Source organism: Tritonibacter sp. SIMBA_163, assembly GCF_046535935.1.
Taxonomy (GTDB): Bacteria; Pseudomonadota; Alphaproteobacteria; order Rhodobacterales; family Rhodobacteraceae; genus Epibacterium; species Epibacterium scottomollicae.
Genome location: NZ_JAWJBP010000001.1, coordinates 315,236 through 331,304, shown reverse-complemented (window position 1 = coordinate 331,304; position 16,069 = coordinate 315,236). Strand labels below are relative to the sequence as shown.

The window sequence follows — 16,069 nt, the reverse complement described above, 5'->3', positions numbered from 1 at the left end:
TCGCATTCAGGTCGGCACATGCCGGTCATCAGTGCATGAAGACCGCGTTAACGAGCGAGCCAGGCCGGGATATGGCCGATATCCGGCAGCACCACATCCGCCAGCGGCGCGAGGTCCTCTTTGGTGGCCATGCCGGTCAGCACCCCCACCGTGTGCATGCCCGCCGCGCGCCCGGCGATGAGGTCATGGCGACTGTCACCGACCATCGCGGTTTGCGCGGGGGCCACGCCCACCGCCGTGCAGAAGGCCAGCAGCGGATCGGGATCCGGTTTGGCGCCAAAGCCGCTGTCTGCGCCAATCACCATGTCGAAGTGATCCAGCACACCGGAGCGGGTCAGGTGACGGCGGGCGGAATGTTCGCCGTCATTGGTCATCACACCAAGCTTCATCCCCGCATCGCGCAGCGCCTCCAGATAGGGGGCCAGCGGCACGGCTTGTGCCAGATCTGCTTCTGCCGCGGTCCGGATCAGGTACTGCGCCAGCTCTGCCACATCCATATCGGGCACATGGGGCGACAGAACCTCTGCCACCTCGTCGTTGGTCCCCGCAATCACCAGGCTGTCCGGGCGAAAGGCGCGCGCTTCGAGATCATAGCTGACCGCCGCTGCCATGGCAGCCAGACGCGCGGTATCGCCCTGCGCGAGATTGGTCAGCATCGACATCGACCAGCCATTCCAGGTGCGGGCAAAATCGAACAGCGTACCGTCCTTGTCGAAAAGAAGCGCAGAGATGGTCATGGAAGGTCCTCGGTTGGAAGAGACGTCAGCGCGGCGCTTATCACGTCCAATGGACCTGTTCACCCCCGGGCAGCATCGCCCGCGCTTCGACCAGCGACGCATAGGCCACATCTTCGCTGTCGCAGAATGCCACGACCCAGGCATCATCCATCAGCAGAAAGTCCAGCACGGCCCCGAGAAAGTCGGGATCCCCCACCCGATCCCGCAGGTCCGAGATCGACGCGCCACTGGATCCGAGAAACACTGGCAACAGGTCATCGTTGCTCGCCAGCCAGCTCAGCGCCTTTAAGCCCAGAACCTCGGCGCGATCGGCGGAAAATGGCATATCAGCCCCCTTGTCGACACTTTTAAGTCAATTTGCACTAACCCCGAAAGGGTTTGTTAACCAGTCTCATCAACACTCAAACCCAAGCAATAGCCGGAAATGAAGGTGTTTCACCGTGCAAGGCACGATCCTAGTCATAGATGGGGTATCCACCAATCGCATCGTTTTGAAGGTGCAATTGACCGCCGCCTGTTTTCAGGTGCTGCAGGCGGACAGCATGTCGGCGGCGATGGAGCTGATGGCGGGCAATCGCCCCGATCTGATCCTCACTGCGATGACCCTGCCGGACGGGGACGCCGGGGCGGTCAAGGCAGCCCTGTCGCGGATGCCGCAGCTGGCTGATGTGCCAATGATCGCCCTCAGCACCTCCAATGATCGCGGCACCCGGATCAAGGCACTGTCGGCGGGCATCGACGAGGTCCTGCCGCAGCCGGTGGATGACATGATCCTTCAGGCTCGGATTCGCAGTCTGCTGCGCATGCGCATGCAGGATGAGGATCTGCACATGCGGGAAGATGGCGTGCCCTCTTTCGTCATGCCCATGACTGGCGCCACCGTGACCGCGGCGCCGCGCCCCGACACGAGCGTAGCGCTGGTATGCCACGACCTGCCCACCGCACAGAAGTGGAAATCCCGGTTGGCTGGCAGCGTTGGCTACAACCTGCGCGCCTATAACGTGGACGCGATTCAGGACCTGATGCGCACGCCGGTCCCCGATGTCATCGTAATTGAGCTGAACGAACAATCCGCTGGCATGGCCCTGCGTCTGCTGGCCGATCTGCGTGCCCGCATCAGCACCCGCGACAGCGTTGTGATTGCGGTACCGAACCCCGCAGACGCCACGATCGCCGCTGAGGCACTGGACCGTGGCGCGCATGATGTCCTGCACTGCGGATTTCAGGTGGACGAGCTGGCGCTGCGGATCAGCACCCAGTTGCACCACAGACAGCGGGCCGAAATGATCCGCGCAAACCTGCGCAATGGCTATCGCGCCGCGATGGAAGACCCGATGACCGGGCTCTACAATCGCCGCTATGCCCGCCCGTTCCTTGAGCAGGTGGCACGCGAGGCCTGCACCACAGGCGAGACCTTTGCGGTCATGGTCGCCGATCTGGACCATTTCAAACGTATCAACGACCAACACGGCCATCCTGTCGGGGACGCAGTACTGGTCGAGGCGGCCCGCCGCCTGAAAGCGCAGCTGCGCGGCTGTGATCTGCTGGCCCGCATCGGCGGCGAGGAGTTCATGGTGGTGATGCCCGGCATTCACCCCTCAGAGGCCGCAACCACGGCCACCCGGCTGTGCAACGCCATCAGCACGACGCCGTTTGACGCCCCCGGATGTGACGCACCGCTGGCGGTCACGGTCAGTGTCGGAGCCGTGGTCAGCACCCCTGACGGACACGTCGCATCCGGTGACGACATGTTCGCCGCCGCGGATCGCGCGCTCTATGATGCAAAACATGCCGGACGCAACCAGGCGCTGGTCAAGGGCCCTCAGCGCAGCGCGGCGGCCTGATCTGACAGAGCTTTGCGGCGCGCAGCCGTGCATCACAATCGACGCCCCTGCCCCCGGTTTCACCCCAGTTCGGCATAGCGCTCACGCTGAAGAGGACGCGCGATCCGTCACCTGTGCCGCTTTAGTCGCGCGCACCGCCCTTGTGCCCCTCACGCGGGGGTGGTTTGCGAAACCGGGCCACATGGCGTTCCACCTTGTCGGCAAAGGCCGCACGCTCAGCCGGCGACATCTGCTGCAACTCCGCAATCCAGACCTCCAGCATCGCTCCCCGAAACTCATTGATCGCGGCCGTTTGCGCATCGATGCGCGCGCGCAATACCGTCACATCCAGCGGCTCGCTGCGTATGACCTCCAGCAGCGCATTCAGCTCCGCGATGCGCCGCTCCACGATGTTGCCGTATTGGCCGTCCGCCAGATCCCGCAGGACCCGACGAGAGTCGCGGTCCAGGCTTCGGTACATCACCGCGCCGATCGCCTCTGCCGCAGCGGGCGGCGGCGGGGCCTTGTGGCGGGACCGACCTGAGCGATCCTCGCGCAGCGCAGCCCCGGCCACCAGGCCGACCACCGCCAAATTCGCCGCAAGCGACAGCGCAAACACCGCCTTCAGCCAGCGCGGCATGCGAGAGGAGCGTCCGGTGTCAGATGTCTGGGTCATTGCATATCCTCGGCCATGACAGTGGCCAGATCGAAAGTTTCATAAGCGGCATACTCCGAACTGACCGTGGGTGTCGCGGCAAGCGCGCTGACCCCCGGCGCGGTAAAGACCGCCTCCGGCCCCGCCACACCGATCCAGAGGCCGGTACAACTCGCCGCCACCAGCCCGCCCACCGCGGGCCAGCCGCCAAGCGCGGCCAGCAGCACGCCCAGGGGCGAGCGGCGGCGCGCGGGTGCCGGCGCGGACCAGCGCGCCTGTTCTGCCGCAGCCGCTGCCGTGATCGTGGACATCAGCCTGTCGGGCAGATCCGGGCGCGCATGCCGGGCCTCGGCAAAGAGCGCGTCGAGGTCGGTATCGCCGTTCTGATATTTCTGATGATCAGCCATCCTGATACCCCAATTCCTCACGACGCCCGGCCAGAGCCTTGGCCAGCATCCGTTTGCCCCGCGCGGTCAGGCTTTCTACTGCCTCCACGCTGATCTCCATGATCCCGGCAATCTCCGGGTTGTTCAATTCCTCGATGTGGCGCAGCACCACAGCCTGCCTCTGGCGTTCCGGCAGGGTCATCAACGCCTCCTGCAAGGCATCGCGCCGGGCGTTGTCCTGCAACCCCTCCGCGGCCCCTGCCGCCGGATCCGGCGGTTCGGGAATCGCGTCCAGATCCACATGACCGCCCCGCGCCTTGCGCTTGACATCGATACAGAGGTTCATCGTCACCCGGTAGAGCCATGTGGAGACCTGCGCTTCGCCTCTGCGCCAGTCTGGCGCGATCTTCCACAGCCGGATCATCGCGTCCTGTGTGACATCCTCGGCCTCGGCAGGATTGCCGAGCACCCGCATCGCCACCCCCAGCACACGCGGGCCAAGGCGGCGTGTCAGCTCGGCGGCGGCGGTCGGATCGCCATTGGCGAACAACACCAGAAGTGCCTCGTCGCTCGCCTCCGGCACAGCCGCCACATCGGCGGCCCTGCGACCCAAACCGATCACGGGCACCTCCCCCGGATGGGGAGGTGCAGGTTTGAACGCAGGCATATGCAGTGTTCAGTGCGAATTCGACTTACTCCGCATCCATTTGGTGGCCCTGCCGATCCGGGCCGCCACGGTGATGTCTTTTCTTCATCACGGTCTCCAGAATGGCCTGCGCGGTGTCAAACTCTGCCTTTGAAATCGAGCCGTTGCCATCGGTATCCGCCTTATCCAGAAGCTGCTGCGGGCCCCGGCGCTGCGGCATTTCCTCAGCGCTCAAGGCACCATCGCCGTCCTTGTCAAACCGTTCGATCATGGCGGCGGTCCGCTTGGCAATCCTTTGCTGCGCCTTGGCCGTCATTTCTTCGGCGCTCAACAGCCCATCGCCATTGGTATCTGCCGCATCAAAACGCGCCTGACCCATCGCCGCGATTTCGGCCTTCGACAAGGCGCCATTGCCATCCGCGTCGAGCTGCTCGAACGTCGGCTTATGGCGCTCGGGACCAAAACCCGGCTTCGCGACGGCAAGAGTCCCTGCCGCTGCAGTGGTCAACGACAGGAGTGTGGCGATCAGAATCCGTTTCGTCATAACATCGTTCCTTTTGTGAGCCTCAGCAGCACTGTGCTGCCCGATGTAGAAATGAAACGGCGGCGGTCCGGGTTTCCGTCGCCACGGGCGGAGAAAAAATCCATCTCCCCGAAAAAACAGCGCCGCGTCACCGGGTCACAGCGAAATCAACCTCTGATTTGCATATTTGGGGCTAAGTATTGAAGATGGGCATTGCCAAAGACGCATTTCAGAGCGGCCCCCTCGCAGTGACGGAGCATCAGATGACACAGACGCAAAGCCTCGCCCAGCAACAAGCGCTGGCTGACGACCGCCCGACAAAGCCCGCGTTGTGGAAGGGCTGGCGTCGCCGCTGCCCGAAATGTGGCGAAGGCAAACTGCTGCACAGCTATCTCAAGGTGAACGATCATTGCGCGTCCTGCGGCGAGGATTTCAGCCATCACCGGGCGGATGACGGTCCGGCCTATCTGACCATTCTGGTGGTCGGCCACGTGATGGCGCCCCTGATGCACTACACCGCCTTCGAATGGCGCCCATCCCCTTGGGTGATGGCCACCGTTTTCTCGGTGGGCTGCCTGACCGCATCGCTCTATCTGCTGCCGAGGCTGAAGGGCGTTGTCGTCGCCTATCAATGGGCGCGGCGCATGCACGGGTTCGACAAGGCCAGCTGAGCCAGCGCCCGGGCCAGTCGGGTCCCGGTCTGCCTCAGACCGCCCCAGCCCGCCCAGGCCGATGCGACGCCGGGTCTCCTCTTTCCTTTCTGGCGCAAAGACGTGACACTGCCATCGGTGCGCATACGGCGCCGAGGCGGGCGGCATTGATCGTGGGACGCGAGAAGAAGGAGACGGAGATGACAGGCACGACTGCCACACGCGACAAGACCGCAATCCGCGATGCGGCCACGGTGATCGTTGTGCGCGACGGCGACAGCGACGACCCACGCGTCCTGATGGGGCAGCGCGGTGCCAAAGCCGCGTTCATGCCAAACAAATTCGTCTTTCCGGGCGGCGCTGTCGATGCTGGCGACCGGGACATCGCGCTGGGTGCAGAGATTTCGCAGCCCTGCCGCAATCGCCTTGGTGAGGATGCCGCGGACGACGTCTGGCAGGCGTTATGCGTCGCCGCCACTCGGGAGCTGTGGGAGGAGACCGGGCTGATCCTCGGGCGCCCCGGCGCCTGGCAGGACAATGTTCCGACAGATTGGCAGAGCTTTGCTGCCAGCGGCCATGTGCCAGATGCCTCCGGGCTGACGTTTGTCTTTCGCGCTCTGACACCGCCGGGTCGCCCACGCCGGTTTGATGCGCGGTTCTTTCTGGCGGACGCCGACGCCTTGGTGGGCGATCTGGATGATTTCTCCCGCGCCTCGGACGAGCTGTCACATCTGCAGTGGATCCCGCTCAGCCAGGTGCGCAGCTTCGATCTGCCCTTCATCACCGAAGTGGTTCTGGCCGAGGTCACCGCCAACCTGCGCAGCGGCACCCGCCCGGAAAGCACGCCATTCTTTCGCAATGACGATGAGGAAAGCCTGTTCCTGCGCCTGCATGGCCGTCCGATGTCGCAGGCTCAATAGGCCTCGACCACGCTCCGCGGCCCCCGCCGCCCCTGTCCACCGGTCCTTTTTCGTTAAACCGGGTGCGCTCCCGCCCCCGGCGCTGCGGCCCCTTGTCAGGGACCACAGCCCAACGGCCTTGGGCCGGGCAGCCTGCCCCCTGAGGGGGCAGGCTTCGGCACCGCGCGTCCCGCGCGGTGCCATGCCCAACGGGAGCGCTGTGCCCCTTTTGCAAAAAGGGGGCTGCGGCGACGGGCGGGAGCCCCACCTGCCCCATGTTCCATCGGGTCTGCTTGGTTGGGATCGGGCTTTCGCATCAGAGGCGTGTCGTATCCGGACCTTCGTGTCCGGATCAAAGCGCCAGGATCAGGGCCAGAATCGACAGCACCAGCAGTGCCATGCCGAAGATCTCACGCCGGGTCACCACCTCCTTGAACACCACCAGCGAGGCCAGCAGGGACAGCAGCAGCTCCACCTGTCCCAAGGCCTTCACATAGGCCGCGTTCTGCAGGGTGAAGGCCAAAAACCAGCAAAACGAGCCGCCCATGCTGGTCAGCCCCACCCAGACCGCCACCCGGCGTGCCGCCCAGACCCGGGCGATCTCGCCGGGATCCCGGACGCCTAGCCAGGCCAGCATCATCGCCGTCTGCAAGCAGACCACCACCGCCAGCGTCACGGCCGCGCGCAGCACCGCGTCGGGCTCCTGCAATTGCAGCGACGCGCCCCGGTAGCTGACCGCGGAGAAGGCAAACAGCACGCCCGATCCGAGCCCCAGCAGCGGCGCTCGTCCGGTCAGCTGCCGCCACAGGCCCTTGGGGCCATCCTTGGTCTTGGACAGCACCAGCACCGCCGCCAGGCCGATCAGGATCGCCACCCAGCCCAGCGTAGAAACCTCATCGCCCAGTACCACCAGGCCGACGATGGCGGTCTGGATCACTTCGGTCTTCTTGAAAGTGATGCCGACGGCAAAGTTACGCGCCTTGAACAGCGCCACCACGCAGACGGTGGCAAGGATCTGGGACAGCCCGCCGACGATGGCAAAGCCCCAGAACGGCCGCGAGAGGGCCGGCAGCGCCGCATCTGTGGCCGCCACATAGGCCCAGAGCAGCAGCAGGATCACCGGCGCGGAGTAGACAAAACGCGAGAACGTCGCCCCCGCTGCGCTCAATGTGACCGCGCTCAGGACCTTCTGCAGCATGAAGCGCAGGGTCTGGAATGTGGCGGCGGCGAGGGTGACGGGAATCCAGAGCGGCATTGAATGACCTTTAAGGTATACTATCGCATGCCGACCCTATGCGCCCTTACTCCGGAGATTTCCAGAGCGGATGTGGCACCGGATCCTTGGCGCGGACGGCGAACTGGCGGAACACGCTGGCATAGCTGGCCAGCACATAGCCGTCATTGCGCGCCTGAAACCGCGCCTGATGGCGTTTGTAGAGCGCCGGCAGCTGGTGCCAAGCTACGCCGGGGTAGAGGTGATGCACAATGTGCAGGTTGTTGTTGAGGAACAGAAACCCCAGCACTGCGCCCATCAGGCCACGGGACTCAACAATTGCCGTGCGGCCATGCATGTCCTCATGGGCGCGGTGCTCCAGATAGGTACGGATCTTCAGCACCGAGAGGCCGAGGTAGGCCGCGCAGAGATAGGCCAGCACCGGCAGCGCCGACAGCGACACGATCCACAGGACCAGCGCCGTGCCCAGCGCATGCAGCCCCCAGTCGCGCAGGATCCCGCGCTGCCCCCGGCGCACCAGCGTCCAATCCTCCTGCATGAAGGAGATCTGTCCGATCACCGGCCCGATCACCATGCGCCCCAGAAGCGTGTTGTTGACCCGCAGCAGACGCTGGCGCCAGGCGGGCAGCCGGGCCCAGACCGCGGGGTCGTGATAATTGCTTTCCGGGTCGTCATAGGGATCGGTGAGGTCTTCGTCCTGATGGTGCTGCAGGTGGGTGTCGCGAAAGCGGCCATAAGGCACCGCAAGATTGAGCGGCAGAACCACCAGCGCCTCGTTCAGGCGGCGGCTGCGGAACGGGTGGCCGTGCAGCACCTCGTGACAAAGCGAGGAATGAAGCGCCACCATCCCCCCCGCCAGCAGCACCGCCAGCAGATGCGAGACCTGCGCCAGGCCAAAGAGCGCCCCGCCCCAGACAAGGTAGCAGGCCAGGATCAGCGCCAACGTGCCCCATTCCGGGTGACGCGGCAGCGCGGCACGGGCCTCGGCCGCGTCCGGTGTCAATGCCACCTCCAGCGGTGTTTCGATCCGGTCCGACACATCCGCGACGGCCTGAGCCGCAGCGATCTGTTCCTCTTCGGTCAGATCACGCATGACGCCACCCGCCGACCCGGCCCCAGGAAATCCGTGCCCAGACCCGCTCGTAAATCAGATAGCAGGTAAAGCCGATGGCGGTGTTGATCGCCGCCATCACCCCACCGGCGGTGGCCGATCCGGTCGCCAGAAATCCCACCAGCGTCATCGAGATGAGCCCGATGACGTTCCACACAATCGCCTTCACGAGGGAGCGCCCACGCGTTTCCATACTGCCTCCGATTTTTTTGATCTGGGGTCAGGTTAGATCAACGGCAGGCTGTGTAGAATTCCGTATGTGATTAACAAAATCCATCAACGATGATATATGCCACCACATGAGAGAAAATATTGACAAACGTTTGCGTGCCGCACAGTTCCGAGAGCGCCTGAACCGCGCTCTGCGGGAGAGCAATCTCAGTCAGAGTGCATTGGCCCGGGCCACTGATGTGGATCGCTCCACTATTTCGCAGCTGCTGACAGATGCGGGCGCGCGATTGCCCAACGCCCATGTGGTCGGCGCCTGCGCGACGGCCCTTGGCGTGTCGGCGGACTGGCTGTTGAGCCTGTCGGATCGGCCCGAGAGTGCGGCCGAGCTGCTGGCCTCCTCGATGTCGATGACCGAAGCGCCCCGGGCGCTGGTGGATGAACGCATCTACGAGTGGCACCGCGAGGCGGCGGGCTACAAGATCCGCCATGTGCCCGCGACCCTGCCCGACATGCTAAAGACCCGCGCGGTGCTGGAATGGGAATACGCGCCGCATCTGGGCCGCACCGCAGATCAGGCGATCGGCGCCTCGCAGGATCGGCTGACATGGATGCGGCAGGCGGGCTCCGACTATGAGATCGCGATGCCGATCTATGAAATCGACAGTTTTGCCAAAGGGGTAGGATACTACGAGGGTCTCTCTGCCGAGATACGGATCGAACAGCTGGAGCATCTGGAGCAATTGACGACGCAGCTCTATCCGCGTTTGCGGATTTATCTCTACGATGCCAAGCGGTTGTATTCCTCGCCGCTGACCATATTCGGCCCGCTGCTTTGTGTCTTCTATGCAGGCAGCCATTACATGGCGTTTCGCGACCGGGAGCGGGTGGAGACCTATACCGGCCATTTTGATCGGCTGGTGCGCGAGGCGTCGATCACCGCGCGGCAGATGCCACGCCGGGTGGGCGCATTGCGGGCACAAATAGACGAAACGACCTAAGCGCGCGCCTGATCGACCTGTTGGCCGGGCTATGCAGCCCTCAGCCGGGCATGCCACTCGCGGCATCGGCATCCGTCACCCAGACCTCGGCCCCGGTGGCAGCAGGGCCCGCCGCAATGGCGCGCCCGATCCCGGACGCGCCTGCAGTCACAAGAACACGTATTAGCGCGGCGCGCCGATGGCGCGGCCTAGCCCGTCGGGCGCGGGCAAGGCCGCATGCGCCTCGGCAATCCTGACCAGATTGGCCTCGATATGCGGGGCGGGCGGTGCGGAGCGACGGGTCTTGAGGTCCACATGCAGCAGCATATGCTCCCCGGTCGCCAGCAGGCGGTCGCCCTCGAACATCTCGTGCCAGATGTGCATCTTCTTGCCTGCGCCCATGATGACCTGCGTTCTGACCTGAATGGGATGGCCCGCGTGCACCTCGTCGATGTGGCGGATGTGGGTCTCGGCGGTGAAATAGCTGCCGCCCGAGGCAATATACTCGGCATCGCAGCCGATGATCTCCATCAGCCGGTCGGTGGCCTGGGCAAAGGCATCGAGATAGCGGCTCTCGGTCATGTGGCCGTTGTAGTCGGTCCAGTCGAGCGGCACCGTGCGGCTCTGGGTCAGGATCGGCTGGGTGATATCTGCCACGTCGTCAATGCTGCGAGCCAGCCCCGCCGCCTGCATGCGCGCGCTGTCATGGGCGTTCTGCAGCGCACCCGCGCCCCAGTCATTTGCGCCCAATGCGCGCATCATCCCCACGAGGTTGTCGTCGCGGATGCGCTCCAGCTCACGGATCGAGTGATGGCCGGACTGCGCATCGGACTGACCGGCGATGAGGTCCACCAGCTCGTCGTTGTATTCCGGCACATCCATCAGCTTGGTCCATGGCCAGCTGAGACAGGGGCCGAACTGTTCCAGGAAATGCTTCATCCCCGCTTCGCCGCCCGCAACCCGGTAGGTCTCAAACAGGCCCATCTGCGCCCAGCGGATGCCAAAGCCATAGCGGATGGCGTTGTCGATCTCCTCTGTGGTGGCGATACCGTCCTTGACCAGCCAGAGCGCCTCTCGCCAGACCGCCTCGAGGAAGCGGTCCGCCACATGGGCGTCGATTTCCTTCTTCAGGTGCAAGGGATACATGCCGATGGCGCTGACGATCTCCTTGGCCTTGGCGATAATCTCCGGGCTGTTCGCCTCGGTGGTCACCACCTCAACCAGCGGCATCAGGTAGACCGGGTTGAAGGGATGCGCGACAACGATCTGCGCGGCATTGGTGAACCCCTCCTGCAGCTGAGACGGCTTGTAGCCGGAGGTCGACGAACCGATCACCGCGCCCGCCGGAACATGCGCCTGCAATTCGCCGTAAACCTTCTGCTTCAGGTCAAGCCGCTCCGGCACGCTTTCCTGCACCCAGTCGACGCCCTTAACGGCTGCCTCGATGGTGTCGTGGAACGTCATCGCACCCTCGGCCGGCAGGGCGACATTGCCCAAGCCCGGCAAGGCGCGGCGCGCGTTATCCATCACCTCCGCGATCTTGCGCGCGGCCTCCGGGTCGGGATCAAAGACCCGCACGTCCCAGCCGTTCAGCAAGAAGCGCGCGGCCCAGCCGCCGCCGATCACACCACCGCCAATGATTGCAGCCGTTTTTGTCATTCCGTTGGTCCTTAGTTCTGCGGCACCATTTCAAGGGCGCCAATGTCATAGCCATTCTTGCGCAGGACCGATTTCGCCTCGGTCAGTTTGTCTGCGCTGATCTCGGGCGCGCGGGCCAGAATCCAGCCCTGCTTGCCGTTCGGAGTTCCAACTACGGCGACCTCATACTCCGCATCCACATCCAGCACCCAGTAGTCCCCCCAGGTGAAGGGCAACAGCCGGAGCCAGGACACGAAGTTCACCTCCAGCCGTCCCGGTCCCGCGACGCGGGCGACCCCTTCTGCCGTATCAAGCGGACCATTGAGCCCTTCTCGGTAACAGCGGTTCACCACGTCGATCCGGTCATCCTCGCGCGCGGAGTACTGCGCGGTGACGCCCTCGCACCCCATCTCGAAGTTGTTAGGGAAACGGGCAATCTCATACCAGGTGCCCAAGTACTGCGAGAGGTCGAGATCTTCTTCCACAGTCATCACGACGGACGTGTCGCGATATCCATCCGCCGCCGCTGCGGTGCTGACGACAGTCAGGCAACAGGCAGTGGCAAGCAGGGTGCGGATCTGATGACGGATGTTCATGAACGGGACCTCCGGGGATCTGGGTTTGAGTTTGGTATCAGGACCGAAACGCCCATGCCCCGGAGAGAGTTCCCATGTTGTCGCTGCTTACTTCGCCACAGGTGCCTGTTTGGTCAGACCAAGCCGCGTACGCACCTCTGCCGGGGTGATCACCCGCGCACCGAGGTTGGAGATGATGGTGCCAGCACGCTCCACCAGCTGCCAGTTCTCCGCCAGTACGCCCTTGTCGAGGTAGAGATTGTCTTCCAGCCCGACCCGCACGTTGCCGCCCGCCAGCACCGAGGCCGCCACATAGGCCATCTGATCGCGCCCCAGGGAGAACGCCGACCAGTTCCAGTCGTCGGGCACATTGTTGACCATCGCCATGAAGGTGTTGAGGTCATTCGGCGCGCCCCACGGCACCCCCATGCAGAGCTGCACCAGCGCGTTCGCCTCAAGGACGCCGTCCTTCACCAGCTGCTTGGCATACCAAAGGTGGCCGGTGTCAAAGGCCTCGATCTCCGGCTTCACGCCCAGATCCGTCATCATCTTGCCCATCGCCTGCAACATGCCGGGCGTGTTGGTCATCACATAGTCGGCCTCGGCAAAGTTCATGGTGCCGCAATCCAGCGTGCAGATCTCCGGCAGGCACTCGGCCACATGGGCCACCCTTTCGGTGGCACCAATCATGTCGGTGCCCTCGGCCTTGACCGGCAGCGGCTTCTCGACGCCGCCAAAGGTGATATCGCCGCCCATTCCGGCGGTGAGGTTCAGTACCACATCGGTGTCGCTGTCACGGATACGGTCGGTGACTTCGCGATAGAGCCCAAGGTCGCGCGAGGGCGCGCCAGTTTCAGGATCGCGCACATGGCAATGCACGATCGCCGCCCCGGCCTTGGCCGCAGCGATGGCGCTGTCGGCGATTTCTTTCGGCGAGCGGGGCACATGCGGGCTGCGATCCTGGGTGCCTCCGGAGCCGGTCACGGCGCAGGTGATAAAGACCTCGCGGTTCATCGAAAGCGGCATTTTTGATTTTCCCTCTGATGTACAGGGTTGTGCCACGGGTTATCCCCAGGCTTCTCCCCGGATTCCAATTTGCGCTGATCGTGACTCTCGCTCAGCCTTGGCCGCAAGAGTTTACCTTAAGCGAATCGAAGTTGATGAAATCCGCAAAAAACATACTCCAGCCGGAGAACCGCCCGCTCAAGACCGCCGTTCTGGTGATGGACGAGTGCAATACACTCTCCTTTGCCGCCGCGGTTGACCCGATGCGCGCGGCCAATCGGCTGGCCGGACGAGCGGCCTTCGATTGGGACTACATCAGCGCCACATCCGAACCACCGATGCTGACCTCGGGCCTCACGGTGCCGACAACGCCGCTGGCGCGGCTCGATGGCTGCGATCTGCTGATCGTCGTGGCCGGGTTCCAGCTGGCCCGCCACGCCACCCCGAGCCTGCTGGCCGGTCTGCGCCGCATTGCCGGCACCGGCGCCACCATCGCAGGGATCGACGGCGGGCCATGGTTGCTGGCAGAGGCCGGATTGCTGGATGGCCACGCAGCCACCACCCATTGGGAAGATCTGGAGAATTTCTCCGCCCGCTTTCCCGACATCCACTGCCGCACGGATCGCTTCACCGTCTCGGATGCGCGGCTGACCTCCGGTGGGGCCACGCCGGCGATCGAGATGATGCTGCATATCATCAGCGCCCGCCACGGCCACGGCTTTGCCTCTCGCGTGGCAGGCCTGTTCCTCTATGACGGCATCGCCTCGCCCCAGCGCAGCCAGAGCCGTCTGGGCCATCACAAGCATAATGCGCTCACCGCCAAGGCCAATGCGATCATGGAGTCGGCGCTGGATGATCCCAAACCCCTGGCGGAAATCGCCGAGGTGCTGGGCACCAGCCCGCGCAGCCTGCAGCAGCAATTCCGCCTGCGCCTGAACACGACGCCGCAGGACCACTACCTGCAATTGCGTCTGGCCGAGGCCCGCCGACTGGTCACCGACACCAACCTGCCGCTGATGGAGATCGCGGTGGCCACCGGCTTCACCTCGCAATCCACCTTCGCGCGCGCCTTCCGCACTGCCCATGGTCTGTCAGCGCGAGAGCTACGTCAAAGCGGAACCGAGACAGCCTTTGCAGGTTATCCCGTGATGCAGGCCAACAGCCACGCCAGCCACAGCACCAACTAGAGCTTCCCCCGCTCTTCATCTTTTCAAAAATACCTCGGGGGTGAATTGCCCCCAAAGGGGCAAGAGGGGGCAGCGCCCCCTCCCCTCGCTCAATACGGCATCGGATGCGCGCGATGCGCCAGATCGATCGCCTCCAGAACCTCCGCGCTCAGCTCCAGATCCGCCCCCTTCAGGATATGTGCCAGCTGATCCAGATCGGTCGCGCCAAAGATCACGGAGGCCATGAACGGCCGCGTTTTGCACCAGGCCAGCGCCATATGCACCGGGTCCAGCCCGTGATCTGCCGCTATCCGAAGATAGGCCGCCACCGCCGCCTCGACCCGGTCGGACTGACGCCCCCCCATGGTCTCGTTGATCGACTTGCGAGAGCCTGCAGGCACCGCGCCGCCCTGATATTTCCCGGTCAGATAGCCCGCCGCCAGGGGAGAGAAGGACAACAGCCCCACATCCTCGTAATGGCTCAGCTCTGCCAGATCAGTGTCATAGAGGCGGCACAACAGCGAGTATTCGTTCTGAATCGACGCCACGCGCGGCCCTTTACCCTGTTCCGCCAGCCGCAGCCATTGCGCCGTGCCCCAGGCGCTCTCGTTCGAGAGGCCGAAGGCGCGGATATTACCCTTGTCCACCTGCGCCTGCAGCGCGCCAAGGCAGTCTTCCATATCCGCAATGACCTGTGCGCGATCATAACTTGAGGCGGTCGGGTCGTAGGTCCAGTTCTTGCGGAACATATAGCTGCCGCGGTTGGGCCAGTGGAACTGGTAGAGGTCGATATAGTCGGTCTTCAACCGCTTCAAGGACGCCTCGACCGTTGCCCCGATGGTCTGCGCCGTGATCGGCGCACCGTCGCGCGCGACCGAACCTTCGCCCGAATGTTTGGTGGCCAGGATATAGTCACCCCGCCGCCCGGTCTTTTCATTCCAAGTGCCGAGGATCTCTTCACTGCGGCCCAGCGTCTCCAGCCGGATCGGGTTCACCGGATACATCTCTGCGGTGTCGAGGAAATTGATCCCCGCCGCCAGCGCCATGTCGATCTGGGCATGGGCATCCGCCTCCTCGGTCTGGGTCCCATACGTCATGGTTCCGAGGCACAGCTCCGATACCTTCATCTCCGTACGGCCAAGCTGGTTCATCTTCATTGCATGGTCTCCTGCAGTCCTGTTCGGTGCGGACCCTAGTCGGACCAGACGGCAATGCAAGCAACTGCACGCCCGAGAGGACGCCTGCCGTTAACCATCGCTTAGGATTTTGACACCTCAAGGTTGTACGCAGTGGTATACTGTCAAGGCAACTCCCGAACCATAGGAGGACACTGATGACGTTTATTTCCACCAAGAGCTACCAGGATCTCGTGGCCGAAGCAGAGGCGGATATTTCCTTTGTGTCGGTCGAGGACGCCCTGGCGATGCACGACAGCAAGAATGCCGAGTTCATCGATCTTCGGGTTTTTCGCGAGCTGGAGAAGACCGGCGTAATCCCGGGCGCACATTCCTGCCCGCGCGGCCTGTTGGAATTCTGGCTTGATCAGGACAGCCCCTTTGCCCGCGATGTTTTCTCCCGAGAGGCGGTGTTCATCTTCTATTGCGACAATGGCTGGCGCTCGGCGCTGAGCACCCGCATCGCCGCCGACATGGGGTTGCAGAACGTGCTCTGTCTGCGGCTCGGTCTTGACGCCTGGATGGACGCACAGGGCCCGATGACGCCCTATCACTGGTAGACCCGGCGCGCCCTTAGATCCTGTAAGGAATGCGGTTTTCCCGCCATCATGAAGGCCGGTGCCCTGTGGTCGGCGGCATGACAGCCTGTCTTAAACACCCGCAAGTCACATCCGGTCTTCGGCTGTCGGGCATCCAGA

General features: G+C 63.8%; 19 protein-coding genes. 6 read left to right on the top strand and 13 right to left on the bottom strand.

Features of this window, described 5'->3' with window-relative positions; genetic code table 11:
* Nucleotides 1-47: 47 nt before the first annotated feature.
* Together R0J92_RS01500 and R0J92_RS01495 are read right to left on the bottom strand one after the other, a co-directional pair.
* Nucleotides 48-737, bottom strand: coding sequence for an HAD family hydrolase (locus R0J92_RS01500; RefSeq protein WP_411050494.1), 690 nt, complete (start codon nt 735-737; stop codon nt 48-50).
* Nucleotides 738-777: 40 nt separating this feature from the next.
* A complete protein-coding gene (locus tag R0J92_RS01495; RefSeq protein ID WP_106162204.1) occupies nt 778-1,062 on the bottom strand; it encodes a DUF3572 domain-containing protein in 285 nt (94 codons plus the stop codon).
* 115 nt (nt 1,063-1,177) lie between these two features.
* On the opposite strand from R0J92_RS01495, the gene R0J92_RS01490 reads away from it, so the two are divergent.
* On the top strand, nt 1,178-2,581 hold the full coding sequence (locus R0J92_RS01490) for a diguanylate cyclase (protein ID WP_411050493.1): 1,404 nt from the start codon (nt 1,178-1,180) through the stop codon (nt 2,579-2,581).
* Nucleotides 2,582-2,702: 121 nt separating this feature from the next.
* Here R0J92_RS01490 and R0J92_RS01485 read toward each other — a convergent pair whose 3' ends face one another.
* From R0J92_RS01485 to R0J92_RS01470, 4 genes are all read right to left on the bottom strand, one after another.
* On the bottom strand, nt 2,703-3,236 hold the full coding sequence (locus R0J92_RS01485) for a periplasmic heavy metal sensor (RefSeq protein ID WP_317386873.1): 534 nt from the start codon (nt 3,234-3,236) through the stop codon (nt 2,703-2,705).
* Nucleotides 3,233-3,622: a hypothetical protein gene (locus R0J92_RS01480; protein WP_411050491.1), complete on the bottom strand. Its 390-nt coding sequence runs from the start codon at nt 3,620-3,622 to the stop codon at nt 3,233-3,235. Before R0J92_RS01480 ends, R0J92_RS01485 begins: the two co-directional genes overlap by 4 nt.
* Complete coding sequence (locus tag R0J92_RS01475) at nt 3,615-4,223, bottom strand: RNA polymerase sigma factor (RefSeq protein WP_411050490.1); 609 nt, start codon at nt 4,221-4,223, stop codon at nt 3,615-3,617. The genes R0J92_RS01480 and R0J92_RS01475 overlap by 8 nt, the downstream gene beginning before the upstream one ends.
* A gap of 70 nt (nt 4,224-4,293) precedes the next feature.
* Entirely contained in the window at nt 4,294-4,791 is a 498-nt protein-coding gene (locus R0J92_RS01470) for an EF-hand domain-containing protein (protein ID WP_411050489.1), read from the bottom strand.
* A 242-nt stretch (nt 4,792-5,033) separates the two neighbouring features.
* Between R0J92_RS01470 and R0J92_RS01465 the strand changes: the two genes are divergently transcribed.
* Together R0J92_RS01465 and R0J92_RS01460 are read left to right on the top strand one after the other, a co-directional pair.
* Complete coding sequence (locus R0J92_RS01465) at nt 5,034-5,441, top strand: DUF983 domain-containing protein (protein ID WP_106162336.1); 408 nt, start codon at nt 5,034-5,036, stop codon at nt 5,439-5,441.
* Nucleotides 5,442-5,620: 179 nt separating this feature from the next.
* Complete coding sequence (locus R0J92_RS01460; RefSeq protein ID WP_411050488.1) at nt 5,621-6,340, top strand: NUDIX hydrolase; 720 nt, start codon at nt 5,621-5,623, stop codon at nt 6,338-6,340.
* A 331-nt stretch (nt 6,341-6,671) separates the two neighbouring features.
* Here R0J92_RS01460 and R0J92_RS01455 read toward each other — a convergent pair whose 3' ends face one another.
* Genes R0J92_RS01455 through R0J92_RS01445 form a run of 3 tightly spaced genes read right to left on the bottom strand, consistent with a single transcriptional unit; the run spans nt 6,672 to nt 8,857 of the window.
* Complete coding sequence (locus R0J92_RS01455; protein WP_106162198.1) at nt 6,672-7,574, bottom strand: DMT family transporter; 903 nt, start codon at nt 7,572-7,574, stop codon at nt 6,672-6,674.
* Between the two features lie 46 nt (nt 7,575-7,620).
* Entirely contained in the window at nt 7,621-8,646 is a 1,026-nt protein-coding gene (locus R0J92_RS01450) for a fatty acid desaturase (RefSeq protein ID WP_411050487.1), read from the bottom strand.
* On the bottom strand, nt 8,639-8,857 hold the full coding sequence (locus tag R0J92_RS01445; protein ID WP_411050485.1) for a DUF2061 domain-containing protein: 219 nt from the start codon (nt 8,855-8,857) through the stop codon (nt 8,639-8,641). The genes R0J92_RS01450 and R0J92_RS01445 overlap by 8 nt, the downstream gene beginning before the upstream one ends.
* A gap of 106 nt (nt 8,858-8,963) precedes the next feature.
* Here R0J92_RS01445 and R0J92_RS01440 point away from each other — a divergent pair, with 106 nt between their 5' ends.
* The gene (locus tag R0J92_RS01440; RefSeq protein WP_411050484.1) at nt 8,964-9,833 is read left to right on the top strand and encodes a helix-turn-helix domain-containing protein; all 870 of its coding nucleotides are present in this window, start codon (nt 8,964-8,966) and stop codon (nt 9,831-9,833) included.
* Between the two features lie 162 nt (nt 9,834-9,995).
* Here R0J92_RS01440 and R0J92_RS01435 read toward each other — a convergent pair whose 3' ends face one another.
* The 3 genes from R0J92_RS01435 to R0J92_RS01425 all read right to left on the bottom strand — a co-directional run bounded on the left by R0J92_RS01435 (nt 9,996) and on the right by R0J92_RS01425 (nt 13,051).
* Entirely contained in the window at nt 9,996-11,471 is a 1,476-nt protein-coding gene (locus R0J92_RS01435) for a carnitine 3-dehydrogenase (RefSeq protein ID WP_411050483.1), read from the bottom strand.
* Nucleotides 11,472-11,482: 11 nt separating this feature from the next.
* Complete coding sequence (locus R0J92_RS01430; protein WP_411050482.1) at nt 11,483-12,046, bottom strand: lipocalin family protein; 564 nt, start codon at nt 12,044-12,046, stop codon at nt 11,483-11,485.
* Between the two features lie 87 nt (nt 12,047-12,133).
* Nucleotides 12,134-13,051 (bottom strand): 3-keto-5-aminohexanoate cleavage protein, encoded by a 918-nt coding sequence (locus R0J92_RS01425; protein ID WP_106162192.1) that lies wholly within the window; start codon nt 13,049-13,051, stop codon nt 12,134-12,136.
* A gap of 134 nt (nt 13,052-13,185) precedes the next feature.
* On the opposite strand from R0J92_RS01425, the gene R0J92_RS01420 reads away from it, so the two are divergent.
* A complete protein-coding gene (locus tag R0J92_RS01420) occupies nt 13,186-14,217 on the top strand; it encodes a GlxA family transcriptional regulator (RefSeq protein WP_106162191.1) in 1,032 nt (343 codons plus the stop codon).
* An 89-nt stretch (nt 14,218-14,306) separates the two neighbouring features.
* Here R0J92_RS01420 and R0J92_RS01415 read toward each other — a convergent pair whose 3' ends face one another.
* Nucleotides 14,307-15,353 (bottom strand): aldo/keto reductase, encoded by a 1,047-nt coding sequence (locus tag R0J92_RS01415; protein WP_411050481.1) that lies wholly within the window; start codon nt 15,351-15,353, stop codon nt 14,307-14,309.
* 176 nt (nt 15,354-15,529) lie between these two features.
* Between R0J92_RS01415 and R0J92_RS01410 the strand changes: the two genes are divergently transcribed.
* Nucleotides 15,530-15,931, top strand: coding sequence for a rhodanese-like domain-containing protein (locus tag R0J92_RS01410; protein ID WP_106162189.1), 402 nt, complete (start codon nt 15,530-15,532; stop codon nt 15,929-15,931).
* Nucleotides 15,932-16,069 lie beyond the last annotated feature (138 nt).

What these genes read in the sequence shown, in the direction of transcription:
- R0J92_RS01420 (WP_106162191.1), top strand. Translation starts at nt 13,186, where the DNA reads ATGAAATCCGCAAAAAACATACTCCAGCCGGAGAACCGCCCGCTCAAG.
- R0J92_RS01465 (WP_106162336.1), top strand. Translation starts at nt 5,034, where the DNA reads ATGACACAGACGCAAAGCCTCGCCCAGCAACAAGCGCTGGCTGACGAC.
- R0J92_RS01455 (WP_106162198.1), bottom strand. Translation starts at nt 7,574, where the DNA reads ATGCCGCTCTGGATTCCCGTCACCCTCGCCGCCGCCACATTCCAGACC.
- R0J92_RS01440 (WP_411050484.1), top strand. Translation starts at nt 8,964, where the DNA reads ATGAGAGAAAATATTGACAAACGTTTGCGTGCCGCACAGTTCCGAGAG.
- R0J92_RS01430 (WP_411050482.1), bottom strand. Translation starts at nt 12,046, where the DNA reads ATGAACATCCGTCATCAGATCCGCACCCTGCTTGCCACTGCCTGTTGC.
- R0J92_RS01470 (WP_411050489.1), bottom strand. Translation starts at nt 4,791, where the DNA reads ATGACGAAACGGATTCTGATCGCCACACTCCTGTCGTTGACCACTGCA.
- R0J92_RS01415 (WP_411050481.1), bottom strand. Translation starts at nt 15,353, where the DNA reads ATGAAGATGAACCAGCTTGGCCGTACGGAGATGAAGGTATCGGAGCTG.
- R0J92_RS01480 (WP_411050491.1), bottom strand. Translation starts at nt 3,622, where the DNA reads ATGGCTGATCATCAGAAATATCAGAACGGCGATACCGACCTCGACGCG.
- R0J92_RS01450 (WP_411050487.1), bottom strand. Translation starts at nt 8,646, where the DNA reads ATGCGTGATCTGACCGAAGAGGAACAGATCGCTGCGGCTCAGGCCGTC.
- R0J92_RS01460 (WP_411050488.1), top strand. Translation starts at nt 5,621, where the DNA reads ATGACAGGCACGACTGCCACACGCGACAAGACCGCAATCCGCGATGCG.
- R0J92_RS01445 (WP_411050485.1), bottom strand. Translation starts at nt 8,857, where the DNA reads ATGGAAACGCGTGGGCGCTCCCTCGTGAAGGCGATTGTGTGGAACGTC.
- R0J92_RS01425 (WP_106162192.1), bottom strand. Translation starts at nt 13,051, where the DNA reads ATGCCGCTTTCGATGAACCGCGAGGTCTTTATCACCTGCGCCGTGACC.
- R0J92_RS01500 (WP_411050494.1), bottom strand. Translation starts at nt 737, where the DNA reads ATGACCATCTCTGCGCTTCTTTTCGACAAGGACGGTACGCTGTTCGAT.
- R0J92_RS01495 (WP_106162204.1), bottom strand. Translation starts at nt 1,062, where the DNA reads ATGCCATTTTCCGCCGATCGCGCCGAGGTTCTGGGCTTAAAGGCGCTG.
- R0J92_RS01410 (WP_106162189.1), top strand. Translation starts at nt 15,530, where the DNA reads ATGACGTTTATTTCCACCAAGAGCTACCAGGATCTCGTGGCCGAAGCA.
- R0J92_RS01435 (WP_411050483.1), bottom strand. Translation starts at nt 11,471, where the DNA reads ATGACAAAAACGGCTGCAATCATTGGCGGTGGTGTGATCGGCGGCGGC.
- R0J92_RS01485 (WP_317386873.1), bottom strand. Translation starts at nt 3,236, where the DNA reads ATGACCCAGACATCTGACACCGGACGCTCCTCTCGCATGCCGCGCTGG.